The 25,588-nt window shown below is 59.5% G+C and carries 23 protein-coding genes and 2 pseudogenes; 18 read left to right on the plus strand and 7 right to left on the minus strand.

What is annotated here, in order from left to right; all coding sequences use genetic code 11:
* Window positions 1–306: 306 nt before the first annotated feature.
* The 8 genes from ACRESJ_RS04235 to ACRESJ_RS04270 all read left to right on the plus strand — a co-directional run bounded on the left by ACRESJ_RS04235 (window position 307) and on the right by ACRESJ_RS04270 (window position 10,305).
* Complete coding sequence (locus tag ACRESJ_RS04235) at window positions 307–1,158, plus strand: putative selenate ABC transporter substrate-binding protein (protein WP_431756791.1); 852 nt, start codon at window positions 307–309, stop codon at window positions 1,156–1,158.
* Window positions 1,155–1,952, plus strand: a complete 798-nt coding sequence (locus ACRESJ_RS04240) for a phosphonate ABC transporter ATP-binding protein (RefSeq protein ID WP_431756792.1) — start codon at window positions 1,155–1,157, stop codon at window positions 1,950–1,952. The genes ACRESJ_RS04235 and ACRESJ_RS04240 overlap by 4 nt, the downstream gene beginning before the upstream one ends.
* Entirely contained in the window at window positions 1,946–2,773 is an 828-nt protein-coding gene (locus tag ACRESJ_RS04245; RefSeq protein ID WP_431756793.1) for a PhnE/PtxC family ABC transporter permease, read from the plus strand. The genes ACRESJ_RS04240 and ACRESJ_RS04245 overlap by 7 nt, the downstream gene beginning before the upstream one ends.
* Window positions 2,770–3,537, plus strand: a complete 768-nt coding sequence (gene phnE / locus ACRESJ_RS04250; RefSeq protein WP_431756794.1) for a phosphonate ABC transporter, permease protein PhnE — start codon at window positions 2,770–2,772, stop codon at window positions 3,535–3,537. The genes ACRESJ_RS04245 and phnE overlap by 4 nt, the downstream gene beginning before the upstream one ends.
* Before the next feature lie 342 nt (window positions 3,538–3,879).
* Window positions 3,880–6,138 (plus strand): catalase/peroxidase HPI, encoded by a 2,259-nt coding sequence (gene katG / locus ACRESJ_RS04255; RefSeq protein WP_431756795.1) that lies wholly within the window; start codon window positions 3,880–3,882, stop codon window positions 6,136–6,138.
* A 166-nt stretch (window positions 6,139–6,304) separates the two neighbouring features.
* Window positions 6,305–6,826, plus strand: a complete 522-nt coding sequence (locus tag ACRESJ_RS04260; RefSeq protein WP_431756796.1) for a sigma-70 family RNA polymerase sigma factor — start codon at window positions 6,305–6,307, stop codon at window positions 6,824–6,826.
* A complete protein-coding gene (locus ACRESJ_RS04265; protein ID WP_431756797.1) occupies window positions 6,823–7,791 on the plus strand; it encodes a FecR domain-containing protein in 969 nt (322 codons plus the stop codon). The genes ACRESJ_RS04260 and ACRESJ_RS04265 overlap by 4 nt, the downstream gene beginning before the upstream one ends.
* 99 nt (window positions 7,792–7,890) lie before the next feature.
* The gene (locus tag ACRESJ_RS04270) at window positions 7,891–10,305 is read left to right on the plus strand and encodes a TonB-dependent siderophore receptor (RefSeq protein ID WP_431756798.1); all 2,415 of its coding nucleotides are present in this window, start codon (window positions 7,891–7,893) and stop codon (window positions 10,303–10,305) included.
* 6 nt (window positions 10,306–10,311) lie between these two features.
* Here the strand turns inward: ACRESJ_RS04270 and ACRESJ_RS04275 are convergent, their stop codons facing one another.
* Window positions 10,312–10,800 carry a GlcG/HbpS family heme-binding protein gene (locus ACRESJ_RS04275; protein ID WP_431756799.1) on the minus strand — a complete coding sequence of 163 codons (489 nt, stop codon included), beginning with the start codon at window positions 10,798–10,800 and terminating at the stop codon, window positions 10,312–10,314.
* A gap of 311 nt (window positions 10,801–11,111) precedes the next feature.
* Between ACRESJ_RS04275 and ACRESJ_RS04280 the strand changes: the two genes are divergently transcribed.
* From ACRESJ_RS04280 to ACRESJ_RS04295, 4 genes and pseudogenes are all read left to right on the plus strand, one after another.
* Window positions 11,112–12,416, plus strand: coding sequence for a DUF2252 domain-containing protein (locus ACRESJ_RS04280; RefSeq protein WP_431756800.1), 1,305 nt, complete (start codon window positions 11,112–11,114; stop codon window positions 12,414–12,416).
* A 151-nt stretch (window positions 12,417–12,567) separates the two neighbouring features.
* Window positions 12,568–12,849, plus strand: a pseudogene (locus ACRESJ_RS04285) (PAS domain-containing protein); the annotation flags it as partial.
* Between the two features lie 252 nt (window positions 12,850–13,101).
* A complete protein-coding gene (locus ACRESJ_RS04290) occupies window positions 13,102–14,133 on the plus strand; it encodes a methyl-accepting chemotaxis protein (RefSeq protein WP_431756813.1) in 1,032 nt (343 codons plus the stop codon).
* A 425-nt stretch (window positions 14,134–14,558) separates the two neighbouring features.
* Window positions 14,559–15,881, plus strand: a complete 1,323-nt coding sequence (locus ACRESJ_RS04295; RefSeq protein WP_431756801.1) for a DUF1329 domain-containing protein — start codon at window positions 14,559–14,561, stop codon at window positions 15,879–15,881.
* A gap of 168 nt (window positions 15,882–16,049) precedes the next feature.
* Here the strand turns inward: ACRESJ_RS04295 and ACRESJ_RS04300 are convergent, their stop codons facing one another.
* From ACRESJ_RS04300 to ACRESJ_RS04310, 3 genes are all read right to left on the minus strand, one after another.
* Complete coding sequence (locus ACRESJ_RS04300) at window positions 16,050–16,238, minus strand: DUF1289 domain-containing protein (protein WP_431756802.1); 189 nt, start codon at window positions 16,236–16,238, stop codon at window positions 16,050–16,052.
* Entirely contained in the window at window positions 16,222–16,569 is a 348-nt protein-coding gene (locus ACRESJ_RS04305; RefSeq protein WP_431756803.1) for a hypothetical protein, read from the minus strand. Before ACRESJ_RS04305 ends, ACRESJ_RS04300 begins: the two co-directional genes overlap by 17 nt.
* A 140-nt stretch (window positions 16,570–16,709) precedes the next feature.
* Complete coding sequence (locus ACRESJ_RS04310; protein WP_431756804.1) at window positions 16,710–17,666, minus strand: AraC family transcriptional regulator; 957 nt, start codon at window positions 17,664–17,666, stop codon at window positions 16,710–16,712.
* Between the two features lie 176 nt (window positions 17,667–17,842).
* Between ACRESJ_RS04310 and ACRESJ_RS04315 the strand changes: the two genes are divergently transcribed.
* Window positions 17,843–18,796, plus strand: coding sequence for a hypothetical protein (locus tag ACRESJ_RS04315; RefSeq protein WP_431756805.1), 954 nt, complete (start codon window positions 17,843–17,845; stop codon window positions 18,794–18,796).
* 64 nt (window positions 18,797–18,860) lie between these two features.
* A complete protein-coding gene (locus tag ACRESJ_RS04320) occupies window positions 18,861–19,283 on the plus strand; it encodes an MAPEG family protein (RefSeq protein WP_431756806.1) in 423 nt (140 codons plus the stop codon).
* Window positions 19,284–19,510: 227 nt separating this feature from the next.
* Here the strand turns inward: ACRESJ_RS04320 and ACRESJ_RS04325 are convergent.
* Both ACRESJ_RS04325 and ACRESJ_RS04330 read right to left on the minus strand, forming a co-directional pair.
* A pseudogene (locus tag ACRESJ_RS04325) lies at window positions 19,511–20,365 on the minus strand (universal stress protein); the annotation flags it as partial.
* Between the two features lie 359 nt (window positions 20,366–20,724).
* The gene (locus ACRESJ_RS04330; protein ID WP_431756807.1) at window positions 20,725–21,651 is read right to left on the minus strand and encodes a Gfo/Idh/MocA family protein; all 927 of its coding nucleotides are present in this window, start codon (window positions 21,649–21,651) and stop codon (window positions 20,725–20,727) included.
* A gap of 123 nt (window positions 21,652–21,774) precedes the next feature.
* Between ACRESJ_RS04330 and ACRESJ_RS04335 the strand changes: the two genes are divergently transcribed.
* From ACRESJ_RS04335 to ACRESJ_RS04345, 3 genes are all read left to right on the plus strand, one after another.
* Window positions 21,775–22,557, plus strand: coding sequence for an alpha/beta fold hydrolase (locus ACRESJ_RS04335; RefSeq protein WP_431756808.1), 783 nt, complete (start codon window positions 21,775–21,777; stop codon window positions 22,555–22,557).
* A 331-nt stretch (window positions 22,558–22,888) separates the two neighbouring features.
* Window positions 22,889–23,035 (plus strand): hypothetical protein, encoded by a 147-nt coding sequence (locus ACRESJ_RS04340; protein ID WP_431756809.1) that lies wholly within the window; start codon window positions 22,889–22,891, stop codon window positions 23,033–23,035.
* 6 nt (window positions 23,036–23,041) lie between these two features.
* Window positions 23,042–23,377, plus strand: a complete 336-nt coding sequence (locus ACRESJ_RS04345; RefSeq protein ID WP_431756810.1) for a hypothetical protein — start codon at window positions 23,042–23,044, stop codon at window positions 23,375–23,377.
* A 36-nt stretch (window positions 23,378–23,413) separates the two neighbouring features.
* Here ACRESJ_RS04345 and ACRESJ_RS04350 read toward each other — a convergent pair whose 3' ends face one another.
* Window positions 23,414–23,665: a hypothetical protein gene (locus ACRESJ_RS04350; protein ID WP_431756811.1), complete on the minus strand. Its 252-nt coding sequence runs from the start codon at window positions 23,663–23,665 to the stop codon at window positions 23,414–23,416.
* A gap of 377 nt (window positions 23,666–24,042) precedes the next feature.
* On the opposite strand from ACRESJ_RS04350, the gene ACRESJ_RS04355 reads away from it, so the two are divergent.
* Window positions 24,043–25,515, plus strand: a complete 1,473-nt coding sequence (locus ACRESJ_RS04355; protein WP_431756812.1) for a sensor histidine kinase — start codon at window positions 24,043–24,045, stop codon at window positions 25,513–25,515.
* Window positions 25,516–25,588 lie beyond the last annotated feature (73 nt).

A 25,588-nucleotide genomic window follows, 5' to 3' on the forward strand; every position in this document is an offset into this window, starting at 1 on the left:
CGCTCCCACAGGGTTTTGTGGTGTCCATGGATCTTGTGAGCGACGTAAGAACCTGTAGGAGCGAGGCTTGCCCGCGAAGGGGCCGGCACATTCAACATCCATAGCGCCGACCCACACCACTTCCGGGTGTATTTTGATGGTTAGACACACACAAACCTGTAGGAGTGGGCGTGCACACGAGCCCACCAGTGATGCAGGAGTTCATAAAAGTGCTCCGTTTCGGCTACCCTCACACTGCGCCATGCCACCCACCGCGCCTGCGGGGCGCATTGCCTTTTTTTGTTGTGATTGAAACGGAGAACTTTCATGCTCAAGCGTACCCTCGCATTGGCTGTGGGCTTGACCCTGTCTATCAGCACTCTGCTGGCGCAAGCCGCCGACACCCTGAAGGTCAGCGCCATTCCTGACGAAGCCCCGACCGAGCTTCTGCGCAAGTTCAAGCCCTTGGGCGCTTACCTGGAACAACAGTTGGGCATGAAAGTCGAGTTCGTACCCGTGAGCGACTATCCAGCCGTGGTCGAGGCGCTGGCCACCGATCGCATCGACATGGCCTGGCTTGGCGGCTTCACCTTTGTGCAGGCGCGTCTGAAGACCGGCAATGCCATCCCCCTGGTGCAGCGTGAACAGGACGCGCAGTTCACCAGCAAATTCATCACCGCAGACCCGAACGTCAAATCCCTCGCAGATCTCAAGGGCAAGACCTTTGCCTTCGGCTCGGTGTCTTCCACGTCCGGCAGCTTGATGCCGCGCTATTTCATGCTCCAGGACGGCATCAAGCCGGAAACCTATTTCAGTCGCGTCGGCTACTCCGGCGCCCATGACGCCACGGTCGCCTGGGTCCAGGCTGGCAAGGTGGACGGCGGTGTGCTCAATGCCAGCGTCTGGGAAAAACTGGTTGCCGCCGGCAAGGTCGACACCGACAAGGTCAAGGTGTTTGCCACCACCCCAGCCTATTACGACTACAACTGGACCGTGCGCGGCACCCTTGACCCGGCGCTGGCAGAGAAGATTAAAGCGGCGTTCCTGGCACTCGACCCGGCAAAACCCGCCGACAAGGAAATCCTCGATTTGCAGGCCGCCAGCCGCTTCATCGAAACCAAGCCTGAAAACTACAAAGGCATCGAGGACGCCGCACGCGCCGCCGACTTGCTCAAATGACATTGCGATTGACCGGGGTCAACCTGACCCACACCAATGGCGTCCACGCATTGCGTAGCGTGGACCTGCACATCGGTGCAAGTGAACAGGTCGCCATTATCGGCCCATCCGGTGCCGGTAAATCGAGCCTGCTGAACCTGCTGGGCACCGCCCTGCAACCGAGCAGCGGCGAGTTGCAGGTACTGGGTGAGCACGCGTGGCAATTGTCGGCTCGCCAGCGCCAACGTCTGCGCGCGCGCATCGGCCTGGTGCATCAAGCGCCGCCGTTGCCACCACGCCAGCGAGTGGTCACCGCCGTGCTGGCTGGCAAGATTGGCCAGTGGGGCCTGGGTAAAAGCCTGATGAACCTGCTGCATCCACTGGATATTCCGGGTGCGCGTGCGGCGTTGGCCAGGCTGGACCTGACCGACAAGCTGTTCGCCCAGTGCCAGCAACTGTCCGGCGGCCAGCTGCAGCGCGTGGGCATTGCCCGCGTGCTGTATCAGGCCCCCGAAGTGTTGCTGGCCGATGAGCCGGTGTCGGCGATGGACCCGGTGCTGGCCGAGCACACCCTTTCAGTTCTTTGCCGACACGCCCGTGAACACAACGTCACTCTGGTCGCCAGCCTGCATGCTGTTGAACTGGCCCTGGCGCATTTTTTGCGCATCATCGGGCTGCGTGACGGGCAGATTCTCTTCGACCTTCCCGCCAGCGCCGTCGACCGTGAACTGCTCGACAGACTCTACGCCAACGAACAGTTGCTCTCCCCGCCCGTTCCATCGGCGCCCCTGGTCGTGCAGATTCCGCGATGCTGACCCGCGATACCCGAGACCCCGCCACCGGCCCGCGCCTTTTGCTGACACTGCTGGCCATTGCCCTGTTGTGGCCAGGCATCCGCTTCAGCGAACTGGATCTGAGCGTCCTGGTATCCAGCGACAGCCAGAGCGAGATCGGTCGTTTTGTCTCAGCCTTCTGGCCACCGGCCCATGACGAAGAATTTTTCCAGTTACTCTTGCAGGCCACCCTGCAAACCCTGGCCATCGCCACGGCGGGCATGGCGTTGGCGCTGCTGCTGGCAGTGCCCGCCAGCCTGCTGGCCAGTCGAGCGCTGTCGCTGTCGGCTGCCTCCCGGGCCGGTCACCCGGGTTATTGGGGCCAACTGCTGCGCTGGCCGGTACGCGGCTTGCTGATTTTCCTGCGCAGCGTGCCGGAGATTGTCTGGGCCTTGCTCTTCGTGCGCGCCGTCGGCCTCGGTCCGACAGCAGGGGTACTGGCCATCGCCATCACCTACAGCGGCATGCTGGGCAAGGTCTACGCGGAAATTTTCGAGTCAGTCGACCAACGTCCGGCCCACGCCCTGCTGCAAGCCGGCAGTGGTCGGCTCGCGGCCTTCGCCTACGGCATCCTGCCCAATGTCGCGGCAGAGCTGTTGTCGTACACGGTGTACCGCTGGGAATGTGCGATCCGCGCCTCGGTGGTGATGGGCTTCGTCGGCGCCGGTGGCCTGGGCCAGCAAATGGACCTGTCGCTGCGCATGTTCGCCGGCGGTGAAGTGGCCAGCCTGTTGCTCACGTTCCTGATACTGGTGCTGTTCGCCGATCAACTCAGCCGCCTGCTGCGCTGGAGGCTGACATGAATCGATTGATCAACATCGTCCTGCTGCTGGGCATCGGCGCCGCGATTGTCGCTTCCTTCATTTATCTGGGTATCGACTTGGGCGAGTTGGGCGCCACGGGCAATGTCGAACGAATGGTGGCTTATGCGCAGCGCTTTCTCAGTCCGGACCTGAGTGCCGATCACCTGCGTGCCATCGGTCATGGCGCACTGGAAACCATCGCCATGTCCGCCCTTGGCACATTGCTCGCCGCCGTGCTGGGCCTGGTACTGGCCCTGCCGGCAGCGGGACGCTTCGGCTGGCCGTTGCAAAGCGCATCGCGCCTGCTGCTCAACGCCCTGCGTGCGGTGCCGGAACTGGTGTGGGCCGCCTTGATGGTGCTTGCCGCCGGGCTCGGCCCCAACGCCGGCACCCTGGCCCTGGCCCTGCACACCACGGGCGTGCTCGGCAGGTTGTTCGCCGAAGCGCTGGAAAACACTCCACCCGAACCTGCCGAGGCCATCCGTCTGCAAGGTGGCAATGCCGTGTGGGCGTTCTGTTACGGCACGCTGCCCAACCTGCTGCCGCAGCTGGTGGCCTACATCCTGTACCGCTGGGAGAACAACATCCGCATGGCCAGCGTCCTCGGCTTCGTCGGTGCCGGCGGTCTGGGACAGATGCTGTACGTCAGCCTCAGTCTTTTTCAAGAGGCTCAAGCCAGCACGGTCATCATTGCCATGCTATTACTGGTATTCGCTGTCGATACGTTGAGCAGCTGGAGCCGTCAACGCTGGGTCAAGGCCTGACCGCTTTGCACAACACCTCACCCCTGAAAGATTTCACCTATCGGCCACCAATACTGAGGCTATTAGCTGACTTCCCGAGGGGCGACTAGCATTATCTAACGCCGGTGCCATCTGGCCGGCCAAGACCTGATAACGAGATAAGAACGAGTCAGAAACAGACTGGGCGTACCGTGGGTCATCCTGTCGGCAGTTGCGTTGCCAGCGTTCGGAATGCCCGCATGGCCATATCGATCCGAGGATCGAAATGCAGGGCCAGAAGCCCGAGTCATTGATTTCAATCATCGCTGTCCGACCACGAACCGGGGCGGATAGCTCAATGACACGACCGAGGGTAGCTCACACATGGCAACTGAATCGAAATGCCCCTTTCATCAGGCCGCTGGCGGTGGCACAACCAACCGCGACTGGTGGCCGAACCAACTGAATCTGAAGATCCTGCACCAGCACTCGTCCCTGTCCGACCCCATGGACGAGGGCTTCAACTATGCCGAAGCGTTCAAGAGCCTGGACTTTGCGGCCGTCAAGCGCGACCTGACCGCGCTGATGACCGACTCGCAAGACTGGTGGCCTGCCGACTTCGGCCACTATGGGCCGCTGTTCGTACGCATGGCCTGGCACGCCGCCGGCACTTACCGCACCGGTGACGGGCGTGGCGGCGCCGGCTCCGGTCAGCAGCGTTTTGCTCCGCTCAACAGCTGGCCCGACAACGTCAGCCTCGACAAGGCTCGCCGCCTGCTGTGGCCGATCAAGCAAAAGTATGGTCGCAACCTGTCCTGGGCTGACCTGATCGTGCTCACCGGCAACGTCGCGCTGGAGTCCATGGGCTTCAAGACCTTCGGTTATTCCGGCGGCCGCGCGGATGTCTGGGAGCCGGACGAGGACGTGTACTGGGGCTCGGAAAGCAAATGGCTGGCCGGTGACACCCGCTACGAAAAAGCCGACCAACCGATGCAGAAACCCGGCGAAGGCCCACTCGTGGCCGAGCCTGGGAAAAACGAAGACACCCGTGTCGAACCGGGACGGGATCTGGAGAACCCGCTGGCCGCCGTGCAGATGGGCCTGATCTACGTCAACCCGGAAGGCCCGGAAGGCAATCCCGATCCGGTCGCTGCCGGCCGGGACATCCGCGAAACCTTCGGCCGTATGGCGATGAACGACGAAGAAACCGTGGCACTGATCGCCGGCGGCCACGCCTTCGGCAAGACCCACGGCGCAGGTCCCGCTGACAACGTCGGGCCGGAGCCGGAAGCCGCGGGCCTGGAAGAACAGGGCCTGGGCTGGAGAAACAAGTTCGGCACCGGTAAAGGCGCCGACACCATCACCAGCGGCCTGGAAGTGACCTGGACCACCACCCCCACCAAATGGAGCAATAACTTTCTCGAAAACGTATTCGGCTTCGAGTGGGAGTTGACCAAGAGCCCGGCAGGCGCCCAGCAATGGACGCCAAAAAACGGCGCTGGCGCTGGCATCATTCCCGATGCTTTCGATCCGTCCAAGCGGCGTAACCCAACCATGCTGACCACGGACCTGGCCCTGCGCTTCGACCCCATCTACGAACCGATTTCCCGGCGCTTCCTGGAGAATCCGGATCAGCTTGCCGATGCCTTTGCCCGTGCCTGGTACAAACTGATCCACCGCGACATGGGCCCGCTCTCGCGCTACCTGGGCCCGGAAAACCCCAGCGAAATCCTGCTGTGGCAAGACCCGATTCCAGCGAACGACCATCCTCTGGTCAACGACAGTGATGTCGCCGCGCTGAAGAGCAAGCTGCTGGCTTCGGGCCTGTCGGTCTCGCAACTGGTGTCTACCGCCTGGGCGGCAGCCTCCACCTTCCGCGGCTCCGACAAACGCGGCGGCGCCAATGGCGGGCGTCTGTGCCTGGCACCGCAGAAATCCTGGCCCGCCAACCAACCGGATCAACTGGGTGGCGTACTGGCAAAACTCGAGGGCATCCAGAAGGAGTTCAACGCAGGCGGCAAGAAAATCTCCCTGGCGGACCTGATCGTGCTGGCCGGCAGTGCCGGCATCGAACAGGCGGCGAAAAATGCCGGGCAATCCGTGACCGTGCCTTTCACACCGGGACGTATGGACGCCAGCCAGGAGCAGACCGACGTCGACTCCTTCGGTTTCCTTGAACCCATCGCTGACGGTTTCCGCAACTACACCAAGGGCCGCTATACCGTGCCGGCCGAAAAACTGCTGATCGACAAGGCACAGCTGCTGACCCTCACCGCACCGGAAATGACCGCGCTCATTGGAGGCATGCGCGTACTCAAGACCAACGTCGGGCAAACCGCCCATGGCGTCTTCACCAGCCGGCCGGAAGCCTTGACCAACGACTTCTTCACCAACCTGCTGGACATGGGCGTGGAATGGAAACCCGTGTCGGCGGCCAATGAGGAATTCGAAGGCCTGGACCGCAAGACCGGCCAACGCAAGTGGACCGCCTCGCGCGTCGACCTGGTCTTCGGTTCCAACTCGCAGTTGCGGGCGCTGTCCGAGGTCTACGCCAGCGCCGGTGGACAAGAGAAACTGGTCAAGGACTTTGTCGCGGCCTGGACCAAGGTGATGAACCTCGATCGCTTTGACCTGAAGAAATAATACGAGGGCCTGTTATCCACCCCGGTCGGCTGGCCGGGGTGGCGATTTTTCCACGATTTATCCACTATTTATCAGGACAGGGGGGCAACGCCATGTTGCCCTTGCCGCTTCGTTTGTCGCTCATTACAATTGCTAATAATTCTCACTAGCAAAAAACAATGACGCAATGAGCGATTCACTGTCCGCCACTCACCAGCAACATGTGCAATGTGTCGAAGCCCTGTATGTCGGTCACCAGGGTTGGCTGTACGCCTGGCTGCAGCGAAAACTGGGGAACCGGGTGGATGCGGCGGACCTGTTGCACGACACCTTCACCCGCATCCTGGCGGCCAAGTCCCTACCGAACATTGCCGAACCACGGGCCTATCTGACCTGTGTCGCCAAAGGCATTCTGGTGAACTGGTACCAGCGCCAAGCGCTCGAACGTGCCTATCTCTCAGCCCTGGCGCAAATGCCGGAGTCCCTTGCACCCTCCCCCGAAGTGCGTTTCCTGATCCTGGAAACCCTGCTCGAAGTCGATGCCTTGCTCGACACCTTGCCGCCACTGGTCAAGCGCGCCTTCCTGTTGTCCCAAATCGGCGCAATGAAATACGACGACATCGCGGCGCAGCTCGACGTATCGCTGATTACCGTCAAACGCTACATGAAGCAGGCGTTTTTGCAGTGCCTGACGTTGATGCACGAATGAGTCGCCATACGATCGTCAGTCCCGCCGTTCTGGAAGAAGCCGCCGAATGGCTGATGCGCCTGAGTGAAGGTGCGCTGAGCGAGCATGAACGCGCACGGTGGCAGCAATGGCGCAGCAGCAGTGCGGAACACGAATACGCCTGGCGACGTGCCGAGAATCTGCTGAGCAAACTGGGCGGCCTCCCACCCGAGCTGGCAATCCCGTCGCTCGATCGCCCGGCCAACCCTCAACGCAGGGCAATGCTCGCTCGCCTGGCGGCGCTGCTGGCGGTGGCGCCTGCGGGCTGGCTCGGCTGGCAACTCAATGAGCGCCAGGGCTGGACCGCTGATTACCACTCGCCGATTGGTTCGCGTCGGCAATTGACCCTCACCGATGGCAGTCAATTGACCCTCAACACCGACACCAGCATCGATGTGATGTTTGATCGGATGCAGCGCCTGATCAGGGTGCGAAAAGGCGAAATTCTGATCCAGACAGCCCCCGACGTTCAGGTGCCTGCCCGACCGTTTCGGGTATCGACCGAACAGGGCGTGATGCAGGCGTTGGGTACGCGTTTCAGCGTTCGTGAAGACGCCGGGACCACGCGGCTGGCCGTGCTGGACGGCCGTGTGCAGATTGAGCTTTACCAGCAACCGCAGGCAACACCGATGATTCTGACTGCCGGCCAACAGACCGAATTTACCGCGTCCACTATTGGCCCGCTGGCGCACGCCGACAATGCCCTGACCGCATGGACCCAAGGCATGCTGGTGGCGGACGGCATGCCGCTGGGTGACTTTGCAAAGGAACTGGCGCGCTATCGCCATGGCCTGGTGCGCTGCGATCCGGCCGTTGCGCGGATCCGCATTTCTGGGGCTTTCCCACTGGACGACAGCCGTCGTGCTCTGGGCATGCTGGCTCTGACTTATCCGGTAAAGGTGACGACTCACCTCGGTGGATTCTGGGTGACCCTCTCACCCGTTTGACGTAATCGAAAAAATATCTGCAAAGAGGTGATACTTTTTTCGCGCTGGGCTGGCAAGGGAAGAAACACCTTCTCCCTTGCCGACAGGATCACCTTCTCGATGCCCGCTTTACACAGTACCCCCGCGCTGCACCGCACAGCCTTCAGCGTTCTCTTCAGCGTGATGCTCGCCGGCGCCGGCGCCCAAACCTGGGCGGCAGAACCGCAGACAGCGTCCATTGCCGATACGCACAGCTACCAGATCCCGGCAGGCCCATTGGGGCAGACACTGTCGCGCTTCGCCGCCGACAGCCACATCGCACTCTCGTTTGAACCGGCCCTCACCGATGGTCTGCAAAGCCTTGGTGTATCCGGCAACCTGACGCCACTGGAGGCGCTGACTCGTTTGCTCAGTGGCACGGGCCTGGAAATGCTGCAACGCGCCGACGCCAGCTACACCCTGGTACGCTCGACCAACACCTCGGCCCTGCAACTGGGCGCCACTTCGATCACCAGCCAGCGCCTGGACGTCACCACCGAAGGCACCCACTCCTACACCACCAACGAAGTCAGCATCGGCAAGGGCAACATCAAGCTCATGGAGATTCCGCAGTCGGTGTCGGTGGTCACGCGCCAGCGCATGGACGACCAGAACATGAACAGCCTGCAGGACGCCATGCGCCAGGTCACCGGGGTCACGATCAAGACCTACAACTCCGGCTCCAGCCTCAACGACGTCTACATGCGCGGTTTCCTCGTCGATCAGGTGCAGGTCGACGGCGTATCGCAACCCACCGGCCAGGGCGACATGGCCACCGCGTTCGACCTGGCGATGTACGACCGCATCGAAGTGCTGCGCGGCCCGTCAGGCCTGTATCAAGGGGCCGGTGAACCCGGCGGTACCATCAACGTGGTGCGCAAGCGCGCCCTCAACACCTTCGCACTGGGGGGTGAGTTGGCTGCCGGCTCCTATGACCACTACCGTTCCTCGGTGGACGTCACCGGCCCGCTGAATGATCAGGGCACGGTGCGCGGGCGCTTCATCACCGCCTACGAAAACAACCAGTCGTTTGTCGACTACGTCCAGAATGAGCGCCCGATGGTCTATGGTCGCCTGGAGTTCGACCTCGACCCGGCCACCACCTTGTCGGTCGGTGGCGCTTATCAGCAGAACCATTCCACCCCGGCATTCGGGTTGCCGGCCTACGCCAGCGGCAAGTTGCTGGACGTCCCGCGCTCGACCTTCGTCGATGCCAAGTGGAACGAACTGAACGAAAAAGTCTGGGAAACCTTCGCCGAAGTCGATCACGCACTCGACAACGGCGGGCAGTTCAAAACCACCCTGACCTACCGCGATGCCGAGACGCCCAAGCGCAACTTCACCTGGGCCGACGGCGCCGTCGACCCCGACACCGGCGACAGCTGGGCCGTGGCCTACAACTACTACACCCACATCAAGACCATCGGCGCCGACAGCTTCGTGACTACGCCATTCGAAGCGTTAGGCCGCACCCATGAATTCACCGTCGGCGCCGAATACCAGCACCTGGACAAAGACTTCACCTACGGCGGTGGCGATTACTTCCCCATCAATGTCTTCGATCCGGGCAGCATCGACATCCCGAAACAGGATTACGTGAAGAACAATGGCAACTGGTCCAAATCCGATCAGTACGGCCTCTACACCCGCGCCAAGATCAACGTCACCGATTGGCTCGACGTAATCGGCGGCAGCCGCGTGACCTGGTATGAAAGCGACGCCAAGAACGCCAACGCCTTCTTCAATAACTTCGGCAGCGCCCACACCAGCATCAACCGCAAGGTGGTGCCGTACGGCGCGATCATCGGCAAGCTGACTCCGGAACTGTCGGCCTACGCCAGCTACACCGGCGTGTTCAAACCGCAAAGCGAACTGGGCGCCGACAACACGCCAATCGGCCCACGGGAAGGCGAACAATATGAAATCGGCCTCAAGCGTGAATTCTTCGACGGACGCCTGAACGCCAGCGTGGCGGTGTTCCGCATCTACGATGAAAACCGTGCTGAATACAACAACACCATCGCCGCCTACATGAGCGAAGGCAAGGCACGCAGCCAGGGTTGGGAAACCGAGCTGAGCGGCAACCTGACCGACAACTGGAGCATCGTCACCGGCTACGCCTTCACCTCCACTGAGTACCTGGAGGCCGAAGACGGATCAAAAGGCGCCACCTTCAGCACCATCACCCCCAAACACAACTTCAACCTGTGGACCAAGTACGAATTCGCCGAGGGCCCGCTCAAGGACTTCAGCGTCGCCGGCGGCGTGCGCGTGGTCAGCGACACGTACTACCAGCGTGAAGTCAAATTCCAGCAAAGCGGCTACGGCATCGCCACGGCGCAAGTCGGCTACAAGATCAACGACAACCTGTCGACGACGTTGACCGCCAACAACCTGTTCGATCGCAAATACTACGATCGCGTGGATGCGTCCTGGGGCACCAACTTCTACGGCGATCCGCGCACCCTGACGCTGGCGGTACGCGCACAGTATTGATGGGGCCTACTTGAACAGCGCGGCGTTGGCTGCCAGGACTTCGTCCGCGCACTGTGCATCCAGATTGCCGCCCGGGGCACCGGCCACGCCAATGGCCCCGATAACGGTATCGCCGACCTTGACCGGAACTCCACCACCGAGCAGCAGGTAACCTGGAATATCGGTCAGGTTGGCGGCGCCCGGATTTTTCTGCGCGTTCTCCATGATCGCAAGGGTTGGCGCCTTGGCGGACGCGGAGGTAAACGCCTTGGCGCGACTGGCCTCGATGGTGTGAGGGCCGGCATTGTCGGCGCGGGCCAAGGCTTTCAACACACCCGCCCGATCCACCACCGCAGCGCTCACGTTGTAGCCCTTGGACTGGCAGGCAGCGATAGCCTCGGTCACCAGCTTCTGGGCGTCGGCCGTCGAGATATTGCTTTCTGTCAGCACCGCAGCGTTAGCCGCGCCAACAAAGCTCAGGGTACAAATCAGTGGTGCAAGAAAGAAACGAGTCATGTTGAAGGTCCTTCAGTGGGGAAATTCGAGGACTTACCGCCTTTGCTTTTTAATTCTGGTCCGATAACCGGGGCACATTCCGTGGGACAACGCCTGACCTGTTCAGGTTCATGTTCGGACATGGTGAAAAGACGGAGTTGAGCTAGCGTCAAGGGACGGAGTTGCACACTTCCCCAACTCTCCTTGAGCAACGCATCGGAGACGACTGCATCATGGCAACAAAAAGGAAACCCTCCCGCGAGTCCACAGGCAAAAACCAATCAAACCCGATATTTCGCTCCCGCGAAGAACGTCTCGCCGACGGTAAACGATTGCGTGACCGATTCCCCCGCGAGGACCACGCCAAGTGGAAGTCGCCCGGTCGACAGCGCGACGTCATCGCGATCCTGAAGCGTTCCAATCGTGACCGCCTTAAGGAGTTGGTGCCGATCCGTTACGGACGCATGCTGCGCAGCCCCTTTACCTTCCTGCGCGGCTCGGCGGCGTTGATGGCCTATGATCTGTCCAAGGGGCCAAACATTGGCGTGAATGTTCAGGCCTGCGGTGACTGCCACTTGCTCAACTTCGGCTTGTTCGCCACCCCCGAACGCAACCTGGTGTTCGACCTCAACGATTTTGACGAAACCCTGCCGGCACCCTGGGAATGGGACATCAAGCGCCTGGTGGCGAGCTTCGCTGTGGCGGCGCGCGACGGCGGTGCAACCGATGCTCGCGCACGCAAGGTCGCGGTTGCCTGTGCGCGGGCATACCGTGAGCACCTGCGGCGTTTTTCCAGGATGAAACCGCTGGAGGTCTGGTACTCGCGTCTTGATGCCGAGGAATTGCTCGAAATGGCACCTGACGCCAAGGCACACAAGTTTCGCCAGCAATTGTTCGACCGTGCCCGCGAGCGCGTCATGGAAAGCGTCTTTCCGAAGATAGCCGGCCAGGTTGCCGGACAGCCACGCATCGTTGACCAGCCGCCCGTCATCCAGCACGTCGGTGACCCCAGCTTCATGGAGCGCGTTCACGGGGGCCTGGCCGCCTACCGTGAAAGTCTTTCCGATGAGCGCCGCGTGTTGCTGGATCGTTATCGTCTGGTGGATGCCGCGCTCAAGGTTGTTGGCATCGGCAGTGTCGGGACCCGCTGCTACATCGCCCTGTTGTTCTCGGAGGAGAATCATCCGCTGATCTTGCAGTTCAAGGAGTCTTGTCGCTCGGTACTGGAACCCTATGCGGGCAAGAGCCAGTACGACAATCAAGGCCAGCGGGTGGTGATGGGGCAACGCCTGATGCAATCCTCCAGCGACATTTTCCTGGGCTGGGTGCGCGGCGTCGCGGGCTATGACTTTTTCGTACGACAGCTACGGGACATGAAGATGTCGGTCCCACTGGAAAACATCAGCGCCACCCAGCTGGAGCGCTATGCGGAATTTTGCAGCCTGACCCTGGCGCGCGCCCACGCAAAATCCGGCGACTCGGCGACGATCTCAGGCTACCTGGGCAAAAGTGATGTGTTCGACGAGGCCCTTGGCGACTTCGCCCTGCTCTATGCCGACCAGACCGAGCGTGACCATGGCCAGTTGCTCAAGGCGGCACGCGCGGGCCGGCTGGATGTGCTTTACGAAGAAGACTGAGCGCCATCGCGCCGCCAGTTGTCATGAAATGAAAAGGCCCTGTCGCCCAATGCAGGGTCGCCCTCAACCCATTGCGGGTAGAACGGATTAGCCATGGCTCTGATTTGCAGGCTCTGGCTCATACTAATAATCCGTAGAGGAATCGCGCTGTATGCGTGTGAATTTGCCTGTAACCGAGCGTGAAAGAGTCTTCCCTGCCCACCAACGATTGATCTCCACGACCGATCTGGATAGCCGAATCACTTACTGCAACGACGCCTTTGTTGCCATCAGCGGTTTCACTTACGACGAACTGATCGGCCAGCCCCATAACATGGTTCGACACCCCGACATGCCACCGGGGGTGTTCATTCATATGTGGCACACCATCAAGCAAGGCAAGCCCTGGATGGGGATTGTGAAAAATCGGGCGAAGAATGGTGATTTCTATTGGGTCAGTGCCTACGTCACCCCGATCCATGAGAACGGACGCTTGAGTGGTTATGAGTCGGTTCGCTCGGTGCCCACGCGCGACCAGGTTCGTCGGGCCTCGGCACTCTATGCAAGGATGCGGGCCGGCAAACCGATCGTCTCGCTGAGTGCGCGACTGTTCCGGTCGCTGCAATACGGTTCACCCATTCTGGCGGCCGGCGCCGTTTCGTTGCTGAGTGATCAGTGGCTCCCCAAAGCTGTGGCTCAGGGCGTACTGGTGGTGAGCCTCGGTATCGCCTGGTACCTGATCGAGTCCCGACATCGCAAAGTCATCGAGCGCACCCTGGCCGAGCATCCGAAAGCCTTTTCCGATCCGTTGGTGGCGCTCACCTTCAGCGACAACCACGGCCCCCACGGCCGGCTGGACATGGCCATGCTCAGCGAGGACGCACGTTTGCAGACAGCCTTGTCCAGGCTGGTCGATGCCGGGGTCAATGTGAAGGCCAAGGCGGCACAGTCATCCGTGCTCTCCGGTTCGCAAGCGCAGTCACTGGATCGCCAGCGCAGTGAAACGGACCAGTCCGCCGCCGCCATCTCACAGATGGCGGCAACCAATCAGCAAGTGACTCAAAACGTACTGAGTACGGCGCATGCCGCGTCCGAGGCCGACCAGTTGACGCAAGAAGGCAGTGAGCTGGCCCGGCAAAGCCTGCACGCCATGCAAGCCATGAGTGAGGCGGTCAACGAAATCGGCCAGGCGGTCAACACCCTGGCGAGTGAGACGCAAGCGATCGGCAGTGTCGTGGATGTCATCACATCCATTGCCGAACAGACCAATCTGCTGGCGCTCAATGCGGCCATCGAAGCGGCTCGGGCAGGTGAACAGGGTCGTGGTTTCGCTGTGGTGGCCGATGAGGTGCGCTCGCTGGCACAACGCACCCGAACGTCCACCGAACAGATACACGGCATCATCTCGTCACTGCATGTCGGCGCCGATCGCGCCGTCTCGACAGCCGGCAGAGGTGAGCAGATTTCCCGCGACAGCATGCAACGTGTTGAGGCGGTGCAGTCGGCACTGGTCGGCATCAGTCAAGCCGTCAGCCGGATCACCGAAATGAGCCAGCAGATGGCCTCGGCTTCGGAAGAGCAAAGTCACGTGACTGAAGACATCAATCAACAGATCACACGCATCGCTCAACTCTGTGATCACAGCGCCGGACAGGCCAAGGAAGGCGCCGCGATCAGCCAGGACCTGGAAGCGATGGCTGATTATCTGCATAGCCTGGCGGAGCGGTTCAACCGGTAGAGCGGGTTAACCCAAATACTCTGATCGCCGCCGCACTCTGTAGGAGCCGGCTTGCTGGCGATGGCTGAGTGTCAGGCAACTGAGATGTCGCCTGACACGACCCCATCGCTGGCAAGCCAGCTCCCACAGGTATTGCGGTTGGGCCAGAATAATCTGAACGCCGCCGCATTCTGTAGGAGCGAGGCTTGCCCGCGAAGGCGGTGTATCAGACTCATAGATGTTGAATGTGACGGCCTCTTCGCGGGCAAGCCTCGCTCCTACAAGGGGGTGTCATGGATAGAGAACGGTCTGTCGCCAAATGTGAAGCGCCCCCTCCTCGGGGGCTTTTTAATGTCAGTAACAAAAAACCTCCGGCGCAAAGCGCCGTACGCGACTGAACACTTCAGTCACGAGTTGCCTGGTACGCCCGGCAGGAGAACAACAATATGAAATTCGTGAAAGGTTTTCTGGCAGCTTTACCCCTGGTCACGCTGGGCCTCGATGCCCATGCCGTGGTATCGAGTCAGGAAGCCGACCGGCTGGGCTCCAGCCTGACGTTGGTGGGCGCCGAAAAGGCCGGCAATGCCGATGGCTCCATTCCGCCCTACAACGGTGGCCTGACCACCGCCCCGGCCAGTTTCAAGGCCGGCGACACCATGCGCCCGGATCCCTTTGCCAACGAAAAACCGCTGCTGGTGATCAATGGCAAGAACATCGAACAGTACAAAGGCATGCTGACCGCCACCACCATCGAGTTGGCCCGGCGCTACCCGGCTTACCGCATCGACGTCTACCCGACGCACCGCACCGCATCGCTGCCGCAAGCGATATTGAACAACAGCCGCCGCAATGCCACCGCCGCCAAGTCCATTGACGGCGGAACCGCTATCGACAACGTCCTGCCCGGCGTGCCGTTCCCGATCCCGCAAACCGGCGCCGAAGCGATGTGGAACTTCCTGCTGCGTTACCAGGGCGTCAACATCCACTCCAAATACGACTCCTGGAACGTCGACGCGGCCGGCGTGCCGAGCCTGGTGGTCAGCGGCGAGGCGTTCGTCTCCTTTCCGATTTACGAGAACTTGAAGAAGACCTTCAACAACTCCGACATCTACCATCAGTTGAAGCTCTCCTACACCGGACCTGCGCGCCGGGCCGGCGAGTCGATCATGCTCAAGAACGCCAGCAACCCGGTGCAGTACCCTGGTCGCGCCTGGCAGTACTTGCCCGGTCAGCGCCGGGTCAAACAGATTTCGATCCTGGCCTATGACACCCCCAACCCCGGTACCGCCCGGGCACTTGAGCTGTACAACTGGACGCTGGTGGGCAAGCAGGAAATGATCGTGCCCTACAACACCTACAAGTTGACCTACGTGCACGATGCCAAATCGCTGACCACCCCCAACTTCATTTCCCCCGACTTTGTACGCTGGGAAAAACACCGGGTGTACGTCGTGGAGGGCAACCTCAAGCCCGGCGCCAAGCACATCTACCAGAAGCGCCGCTTTTACCTGGATGAAGACACCTGGGCGGCCCTGGCCTCCGATCAGTACGACACCAGCGGCCAGCTTTACCGCGGCTCCTTTGCGTTCTTCAGCCAGAGCTACGACCAGCAGGTTCCGGATGCCACACCGTTCATGACCTACGACCTGTCGCGCGGCACCTACAACATCAATGGCGTGGTCGGGCCGCACGGGGGTATCCGCTACATCGAGCCGCTGTCGACGGCGCAGTGGGTGCCGGAAGCCATGGCGGGGACCGGGATTCGGTAGATCACCGATCCCACAGGTACTTGATCGTTCCCACGCTCTGCGTGGGAATGCAGCCAGGGACGCTCCGCGTCCCAATCAAGAGCCGAACGCAGAGCGTCCGCTAAGGCATTCCCACGCAGAGCGTGGGAACGATCAAAGATCGCAGCCTTCGGCAGCTCCTACAGGGGGTTAGCCGTTGTTTTTCTTCTTCCTGATGGTTTTCATCCGAGCCGTAGCCTTCTGCACGGTCGCCATCTTTTCCGGCCGCTTCATCCCTCGCCATTTGCGAATTTCTTCCCGGGTGCGTCCACAGCTGACGCACATCTCGCTGTTGAGCTGACACAGCGAAACGCAGGGGTTTTCAATGTCTTTTGCCATGCTTGCCGCCCGAAGGTTTGCGTGAGTTCAGCCGTGCATCCCAATCGCCACCGTGCTGTGAGGCACAGCGCTCTTCGGAGTCGAATTCCACATGCAGCGCGATGTCCGTCACGGTGATGCCAATGTCCTCAAAGGCCGCCAGTGTAAGTTCATGCATCCTCAACTTGCCTTGACTGGTGACAGCGGCATTCAGGTTGCTCTGGCTATCAAACACCCAGGTGACGATGAGGCTCACTGGAAAGCGCTCGTAATCCACCCGATGGGTGAGCCACTCAAAGCCGATGATTTCGCTCTTGGCCAACTCGCAGGCCCAGGTCAGCGCGCGCGCCAACTCGCGCTCCATGGCGCTATGTTTTTGTTTCGATGAAGCCATTCAAGTGTTTTCCGCAATTTGAAGGGTGTGCAGGGAAAGGCGCATGAGATGTTACCAAGCCGGATGGCTCATGGTGTCTCCATTGACACCAAACCTTCTCAGGCTGATTGCCTGCGCCAGGTACCAGGCGATGTGCCGAATTGGCGTTTGAATGCGCGACTGAACGCGGCTTCCGATTCGTAGCCGACGGCAAAGCCGATTTGCGCCACATTGCCGTGACCCTCGCGCAGTTGTTGGGCAGCCACGTGCATACGCCAGAGCGTCAGGTATTGCATCGGCGGTTGCCCAACCAATGTCGTGAATCGCTCCGCGAAAACCGAGCGCGACATGCCCACCTCCTGGGCCAGGGCCTCTGCAGTCCAGCTTTCGGTTGGACGCGCATGGAGCAGCGCCAGTGCACGCCCGATATGCGGATCGCGCAAACCCGCCAGCCAGCCACGCCGTTCATCCGGCAGGCTCGCCACATACTGGCTGACGGCTTCGACGAACAGCAATTCGGAGAGCTTGGCGATGACCGTCGTCGAACCGACACGCCCCGCCGCGATTTCACTGACAGCGAAACGGAACGAGCTTTCGATCCATGCGCCCGAAGCCGTCGCGCGCAGGTCCAGTTTCAAAAGGGTCGGCAGCGACGAAAGCAAAGGACTGAAGGGGGTTTCAGAGCCGAGGAACCCGCATAACAAATGCGTGGTCTCGCCGCCCCCGCCGTACTTGATCCGCGAAATCCCGCCAACTTCCGGTGGCTGGATAACCTCCTTCACCGCAATGGGTGCAAGGCTCAGGTCACTGCCAAAAGAATGCATGTCGTTGCGAGAAAGCAGGATGAGTTCGCCTGCGCTCACGTCGATGGCGGCCTCACCCTCAACGCATATTTGCATGTGTCCGGCGGCGACAAAATGCGAGGCGATGACGTGTCGAGGTGCCGCCAGGAACGGTTTGCAATCATCGGCCGCGATTCTGCCGTTGATGCACCAGGGCGCAGTGAGTTCCGCCTCGAGGAAGACGCCTCCAGACAGCCGGATCACACGCAAGACATCAGAAAGTGCATCCAACAATGGCCAGCCCTCCTTTCCGGAGTCCGGAGCAAGTAATCAGGCGCACCGGTCATTCTTCGCCTGAACGGCGAGGCCTAGATTAGCACCAACGCGGATTCAGCGATCAAGACCACCTTCAGGCGCTTCATCAATGGTCATTGGCTCCGACGTGCCCCGTAACCGCCCAGGAGAACAAAATGAACAGCGTCGCAACCCTACCCCGCACAGATTCAGGTAACGCCGCCCGTTATGCGCAACTCGTCAGATCCTCGAAGAAAGCCGAATGGCAGATCGATCGCGATCTGCTCCAGGACCGCAGCTTCGACTTCTCGCGCAAATTCCTGCCCGACGGACTGTCGCGGATCGACCGCCTGACCTTTCTCGCCGCGGACGAGGCGCGCCTGCTCAGTCAGATTCAGGGCAGAACCTATGCGTACATCTTTGGACTCGTGGAGCGGTTTATCAGCGCCAAAATGCTCGATCAAGGCCGGGCCCATGTGTTTGACGACCAACTCGCGCTCGAAGCATTGGTGCGCTTCTCCAACGACGAGATCAAGCATCAGGAGCTGTTCCGGCGTATCGAGACGATGCTGGGTTCGCAACTGCCTGCGGGCTATTGCCAAGTTGCTGATCCAAACGAAGTGGCCCGCGCCGTCCTGGCGGCCAGTACGTGGTCGGTGCTGGCGTTGACCTGCCATATCGAGCTGTTTGTGCAAACGCACTACTCGCAAAGCATCGCCCCACGGGAGGAGCTGTGCCCACTGTTCAAGGATGTTTTCAAATTTCACTGGATCGACGAAAGCCGACACGTCGTACTCGATGAACTGGAGTGGAAAGCGGAGCACGACAAATGCTCACCAACCGCGCGCGACCGGGCGGTGGACGATCTGATTGCCCTGGTGGGGGCCGTAGACGCCATCCTGCAGGCGCAAGCGGCATCCGATGCCGACTACTTTGTTCGCAACGTATCGCCATCGTTCAACGTCGATCAGATCGCGCAAATCAAAGCCTGCGTGCTGAGCGCCTACCGCTGGCAATACATTGTTTCGGGCGTGCAGCACCCACACTTCGGCCGGCTGCTGACGCGCATGACAACCCCCGAACAGATGGCCAGGATTCAGACCGCACTGGCCCCCATCCTGAGTAGTTGATCGACAGCGCGCGGAACGATCGCTGGTCGGCCGCGCGAACATTGAATGATTGAGGACGGCAGCCATGACGATACCCATGTGGATGTTGCTTGGATTTGCGACCTGGACTTTGCTGCTGTTGATGGCAACCGTCGGGGTGTATCGCTGGGTCGGCATTCTGTTTTCGAATGTGCCGATTGCCTCTTTCCGAAGCGATCAGCTCGAAGGCGAGGACTGGTATCGGCGCGGAACAAGGGCACACGCGAACTGCGTGGAAAACCTGCCGGTCTTTGGCGCCATCGTGTTCGTGATTTCAGCCCTTCATGTCAGCGGCCCAGCGGTGAACTACCTGTCCACCATCGTTCTGATCGCTCGCGTGTGCCAGTCTCTGGTTCACGTGTCCCACGTGCAAACCGACAGGTTTGTGGCGGTGCGCTTTACGTTCTTTTGCGTTCAGTTGCTGTGTTTTCTTGCGCTGATTGTGATTGCTGCTTATTACGGCGCATGAAGACTCAAATGCAAGATGGCTTGTGTTCGACCGCCCGCCTTCGTTCATTGATGACAATAAAGAGCGTTGTTTCAACGGCCTGTCAGTTTGAATCGTTCTCCAATGCTGCCGGTCTTTACCCCAACGGGTAATGAACTGTCATTGGCTTCGACAATATGTCGATGGCTGTGGTGATGGCTGTAAGGCCAGGTGGTTAACCCGGTATCGGCCAATACACTGACAGGTGGCGCGGCCAACTCTTCCAGATGAAGAATGATGTCGTCCGGTTTGAGCACCAGTACATCACTGTCCAAAGAGTCCAGGACCATCTCGGCCGTATTGCCGACCAACGTGCCGCGCAGTCCCGTTCGGCCAACGCTGCCAATTACTGTAAGTGCCGCTTCGAGCTTGTGCGCCAGGTACGGAATCAACACTTGCGCCGGGCCTTCTTCGATATGCAGGCGCTCGTCGCTTATGTTGAATTCGGCTTGAAATCTCATGCACAACTCGCGATAGAACGACTGAATACTTTCCTTGAGTTGAAAGATGGGGTCGCCTGACGAAAGCATGGGATAAGGATGGGCGCTCATCATGTGCAGAGTGCCACCGGCCAGTTTGGCGATGTCATATCCATGGCTGACGATGCCGGAATGCAGGACGTGATGCTCTACGTCGCCGCTGCCGACATCAACGGCGGCGAGAATGGCGCTGCCGGCCCAGGGCCTGGCGGTTTTTACCATCAGTACGGGGCTGGGGCAGTATCGCAGCAACTTCCAGTCCTCAGGGGTCAGAAAGGCCTTGATCAGCGGGTTGTCGGGCAGGTGCTGCTTGATCACCAACCCGCAGCCCTCCTCCTGTTGCACGGCGATGATTGTCTTGTGCAGGCTGCCATCCCAGGCTTGTTGGGCACTGACGCTGTAGCCCTCTTGGACCAGGGAGCCCTGGAGGTCGTCCAGCCAGGAAGAATGATGATTTCCCTTATCGCAGGCCAACAGATGCAAGTGTGACCGCGTGGCGTTCGCGATCATTTTGGCTCTGCTTAAAACCCATTCCCCGGACTGCTGCGAATCCACGACCACCAAGGTGTTGCGGATAGTGTGCATAAACATCTTTCCTGTGTTGTTTCATTGCTATTACACACAGAGACTTAGTTGTAATACGGCGGCTACACTTCTCATCAACTTTCAATTATTAATATTCTTATTACCTACAAATTAAAAATGTCAGCATCCGCCGCGCTAATATCTCACGGAAGAGCACACATTTTCCTTGTGGCATTGTTCGAACTTCTCCCCGGAGCGTGGACTGTTCGCTCAAAACACGGGCCGGCTATTATGTAGTCTATTTCTAAAAAAGTTTCTGCAGCTGGTCGGCCAAGTTAGTTGATTTTTATCTAAGCAAAGCACGGGATAAACCAGGTTCGGTCTTATGACACGGCCCCGTGCTTCGCTTCTATAGGCCATTAATCGTAAAACGGCTCAACCTGCGCCCGACTGCCAATAAAGAAACTGTCCGCCACCAGTCGCAATGGCTGCAGATCAAGGTCACTGGCCTTGTCACCAATCAGCTGTTGGAAATGCCGATACACCGCCGCGTACTCACCCTCCTCCGATACGCCTTGGCGCACACCGTCGATGCTCAACAAGGCGCCACCGTTGTCCAGCCGCAGGGTGCCTTCGGCGCAACGAATCTCGATGCTCCAGAGTTCGTCATGTCCATGGTCGAAATCGAACTCCGCGCGGACATCGAGGTGGCGCGCGTCAGACATTTTGATGGACGCGGCAATAGGCGACTGGCAGTTGTTCGGGACGCGCAGTTCGGCCGACTCGACAAACAGCGGCAGAGCCAGCAGATGGGTTGCAATCGACAGGGCATTGATGCCGGGATCAAAAACGCCCAGGCCTCCGGGTTGCCAGATCCAGGCCTGGCCGGGGTGCCACTTGCGCACGTCCTCCTTCCAGTCGATCTGTACGCTTTGCAAGGTGCGGCTGGCCAGCCAGTCTCGGGCGGCTTCGATGCCGGGCGCGTAGCGTGAATGCCAGGCGAACAAGCCGCTGACACCTTGCTTCTCTACCTGGCTCACCAACGCCATCGCTTCACCCAAGGTGGCGCATGGCGGCTTTTCCACGAGCACGTGTTTGCCCGCGGCCAGCGCTTGTTGCACCAGTGCGAAACGTCCTTGGGGCGGCGTGCAAAAGGCTATCGCATCGACCTGCGGGCCGTTTTCGAGCAGCTCGCCCAAGGATCGAAAGTTCTCCACCCCGGCGCAGGGCTGCCCTTGCGTTGCGACAGCCACCAACTGGAAAGCGGGGTTGGCGTTGATAGCGGGAACGTGTTGGTCCTGGGCAATCTTGCCGTAGCCCACCAGACCGAGACGGATCGGATGCATCGATGACTCCTTGTTTTATTGTTCTATTTCGGCGATCGAACTGGCGAGTTTGAACACTGACTTGCCCTGATCGCAAGGATAGGATTCAGGATATTCAGCAATACGCCCCAACGGAGCTGCTCAATGTCACCCATTTGCACTGAACAACACTGGATTGATACCCCTGACGGGCAGCTGTTCGCCCAGAGCTGGAATCCCGGCCAAGGGCAAAGCGCTCCTATCGTCTTGCTGCATGATTCCCTGGGTTGTGTGGCGTTGTGGCGCGACTTTCCCGAGCGGCTTGCCCAGGCAATCGGGCGCACAGTCATTGCCTACGACCGATTGGGCTTCGGGCGCTCGGCAGCCTATCCGGGCTTGCTGCCGGTGACCTTCGTTGAAGATGAAGCCAAGGGCAGCTTCGAGAGGGTTTGCCAGCACTTCAATCTGAGTGAGTTTGCAGTGTTCGGCCACAGTGTCGGCGCAGGTATGGCAATCGGCTGCGCTGCGGCCCATCCGCAGCGTTGCCAGGCAGTCATCACCGAGTCGGCGCAAACCTTCGTCGAGGCGGTCACGCTGGAAGGTATTCGTCAGGCTGAGCGCGACTTTGCCGAGCCCGGACAGATGCAGCGGTTGCACAAATACCACGCGCAAAAAGCTGATTGGGTGTTTCACGCCTGGGTCGATACCTGGCTGTCTGAAGCCTTTGCCGATTGGAACCTGGACGCCCAGCTGTCTCGGGTTCACTGTCCGGTGCTGGCGCTGCATGGGGATCGAGATGAATTCGGTTCACCGCTTCACCTTGAACGCATGAATGCCCATGTGAGTGCCCCGATAAGCCTGCAGGTGGTGCCTGATTGCGGTCACGTTCCACATCGCGAATATCCGGATGCCGTGCTCGCGAAGGTCTGCGCATTTTTGCAATCGTAGCGGCCCAGCTGACCATTGTAGGAGCGGGGGGCGCTCCTGCCGTTCGTCGCCACCACCAAAGACCGGGAATAAGACAGAGCAGGCATTAAGCGAGCCAGAATAACCGCCCCAAGGCAAACGACAGACGGATTGGAATACTTCGCAATTACACCTTTTTTTCCAGCTCTGGATCCAACGCGAGAGTTGACGGAACAGGAGCCATTCATAGCGTTGCTTTTCGGCTCAGGGCTGTTTACTCACGTGGACGTCGCGTATGCCGAAGGCGATGTCAAGAAAGACGTCAGAGACGGCGTTCGTGATGTAGACAAAGATGTCGAACGCGACGGCAAAGATGGACCACTCGACTATCCTGTTTTTACTCGACAACCAGGGCCGATACCTCAAGCATTTCGGTCGAGGACTGGATGAAAAGGAAATACAGAAGCAGGTGATTTCTGCCCTGGCTGATACGCCGGCCGAACCTCGCGAGCAACGGTAATGTGACATGAGCGAAAACAAACAACCTATCAGCCTGGATGAAGATATCTGTGTTCATGTCTTTACTGCTTCAGCCGCCATGGTGGGCGTGTGCATTACGGTAATCGGCATCTTTCAAGTCATTACGACGTTAAGAAGCGAAGACTCACTGGGTGATGACCTTCTTGCGATAAACGCCATTCTATATTTGCTCACGACACTGTCTTCTTACTGGACGCTGCGCACGAGAAAGGTGAACCGCAATCACCTGCTAGAGAAGCTGACCGATATTCTTTTTCTGTTCGCGCTGACCTGTACCACAGGGATTGCGGGTTTCATCACTTGGGCGATAACGCTGCAGTAAGTGTCATTGAGCGGATACGGCAGCCGAGGCGGATAATCAGTATTTGATATCCCTTGCTCTCTCGCGCCCTTGCTGCTTCGTATGCCGTTTATCCTGCCGGCATTGATAGTTGTTTTTCTGGTCGGCTGCGCGGCAATCCTGCTTCGTCTGGCGCGCATCCTGCCGTGTTTCCTGCCGAACATCTCGCGCCGCACGACGTTGCTGACCCTGCTCTGTAGCCCAGGCAGTGCCTGCCGAAACCATCATGAACGTCGCCGCGATCAAAGCGCAAAGCCGAAGAACTGACATGACACAATCTCCTATGGACAAGGGTTTCCCTACTATTGAATTGGGACGGTGCATCGCAGGGGCTTGTCTTACATTTTAGTTCGTATCCGGCTAATTCGACGCGACCATTTTCGGTGCTCCATAGATGGGGAATTTGCCCCGAAGTTGGCGCTGCCTGGCCTGTAAACGCATGTCTTCTGTAGGAGCTGGCTTGCCAGCGAAGATCGTCAACGATAACGCGTTAATCCTGATGCCCCGCGGCGTATTCGGGTTTTTCGCTGGCAAGCCAGCTCCTACAGGGACCGCCATCGCTATATGGCATGGAGAATGCTGCCATTGATTCAGGCTCAACATTGAAGTTCGACCTGCTTCACAGGAACACGCCAAAGGACACTCCCATGCTAGCCATATCAGCCGTATTCAAGCGTCTGCATCAGGGTACCACCGACTCCATTGCCCCCACCCAACCCTTCAACCTGCTGCGCTGGTTTTCGCTGGTCAGCTTCTTTCTGATCAGCGTCATCGCATTCGGGCTGGGTACGGTGTCGACGCAGTTTCTGGTGATCGAGAGTCTCAAGCGTGACGCGCTGTTGTCAGCGCAGTTCATCCAGACAATTGCAATGGGTGAGATACGCCACCACGGGCTTTCCGGAATGCGGGCGGGGGATGTCCTGGCAGGAACCTCCTATGGAATGCTTTCGCAAGAAATGTCGCAGAATAGGGATCGTGCGCGCTCCGAATTCCTCGACCACCTGTCACACCTCCCGGACTCACTGCTGATCAGCATCTACTCGCCGTTGCGCAAAGTGATCTGGTCGACCAACCCGCAATTGATCGGCCACAAATTTCTCAACGACGAGCAGCTTGAAGCCGCATTCAACTCCAATGACCGCGTATCGACCCGATACAGCGCTGCGGATGAAGTCCGTCCCGAGCAGCAGTTTTTGCATGCCCCGAAAAACTTCTTCATCGAGAGCTATATCCCCCTGGTCGATGACAGGGGCAACACCCTGGCGGTGGTTGAAATCTACAAGGAACCGGTCGACTTGATCGAAAGGCTCAATCGTGGCCACTGGATCATCTGGCTGTCTACGGCGCTGGGTGGCGTGCTGCTTTACTTCGGGCTTTATTGGATTGTCCGCCGGGCATCGACCCAGTTGGCGTCCCAGCAGGCTCAACTGGTTGCCAACACGACGTATGTGGGGCTGGTCGAGATGTCCACGGCGGTTGCCCATAGCCTGCGCAACCCGCTGGCCTGCATTCGCACAAGTGCTGAGTTGGCGGATGAAATAAAGGACCAGCCCGCCAGGAAGAACATCGCCGATATCGTCAGCCAGGTTGATCGCATGTCAAAGTGGGTGAATGAATTGCTCCTGTGCCTGCATCCGATTCGTGGGGAGGCCGAATTGGTGGAGCCGATGCTGGTGGTAGAGGAAACGCTGAGCAGCCTGGGCGCGCAACTGACCCAATCCAGAATCCAGGTTGTATTTCGCAACGAGCAAACGCCCCGGATAGTCAGCAATCCGCTGCTGCTGTCTCAAATCCTCAATAGCCTGGTCGTCCACGCTATCGAGGCAATGCCAAAAGGAGGCACATTGACCATCCAGGCCTGCCTGGACGACACCCAACAATGCCTGCATCTATCCATTGCCGACACCGGGGAAGGCCTGTCCAGGCAAGAGCAAATGACGGCCTTCAAGTCGTTCTATACCACCAGTCAAGGCCGGCTCGGCATCGGCTTGATCATGGTCAAGCAGATCATGGAAAGCTTTGGCGGAGAGGCCAACCTGACCTGCCACGAACAACAGGGCACGTCCATGCGCTTGACCTTCAGGATTGTTGAAAGAAGGAGCAAGCAGACACCTCCCTAAACGGCGCCTTGGCCCAATCAACCATCACGCATCTCCTTGTGGGAGCTAGCCTGCTAGCGATAAGGCCTTCACA

Origin of the sequence: Pseudomonas sp. (assembly GCF_050739655.1) — a bacterium.
In the GTDB taxonomy this organism is placed as follows: Bacteria; Pseudomonadota; Gammaproteobacteria; order Pseudomonadales; family Pseudomonadaceae; genus Aquipseudomonas.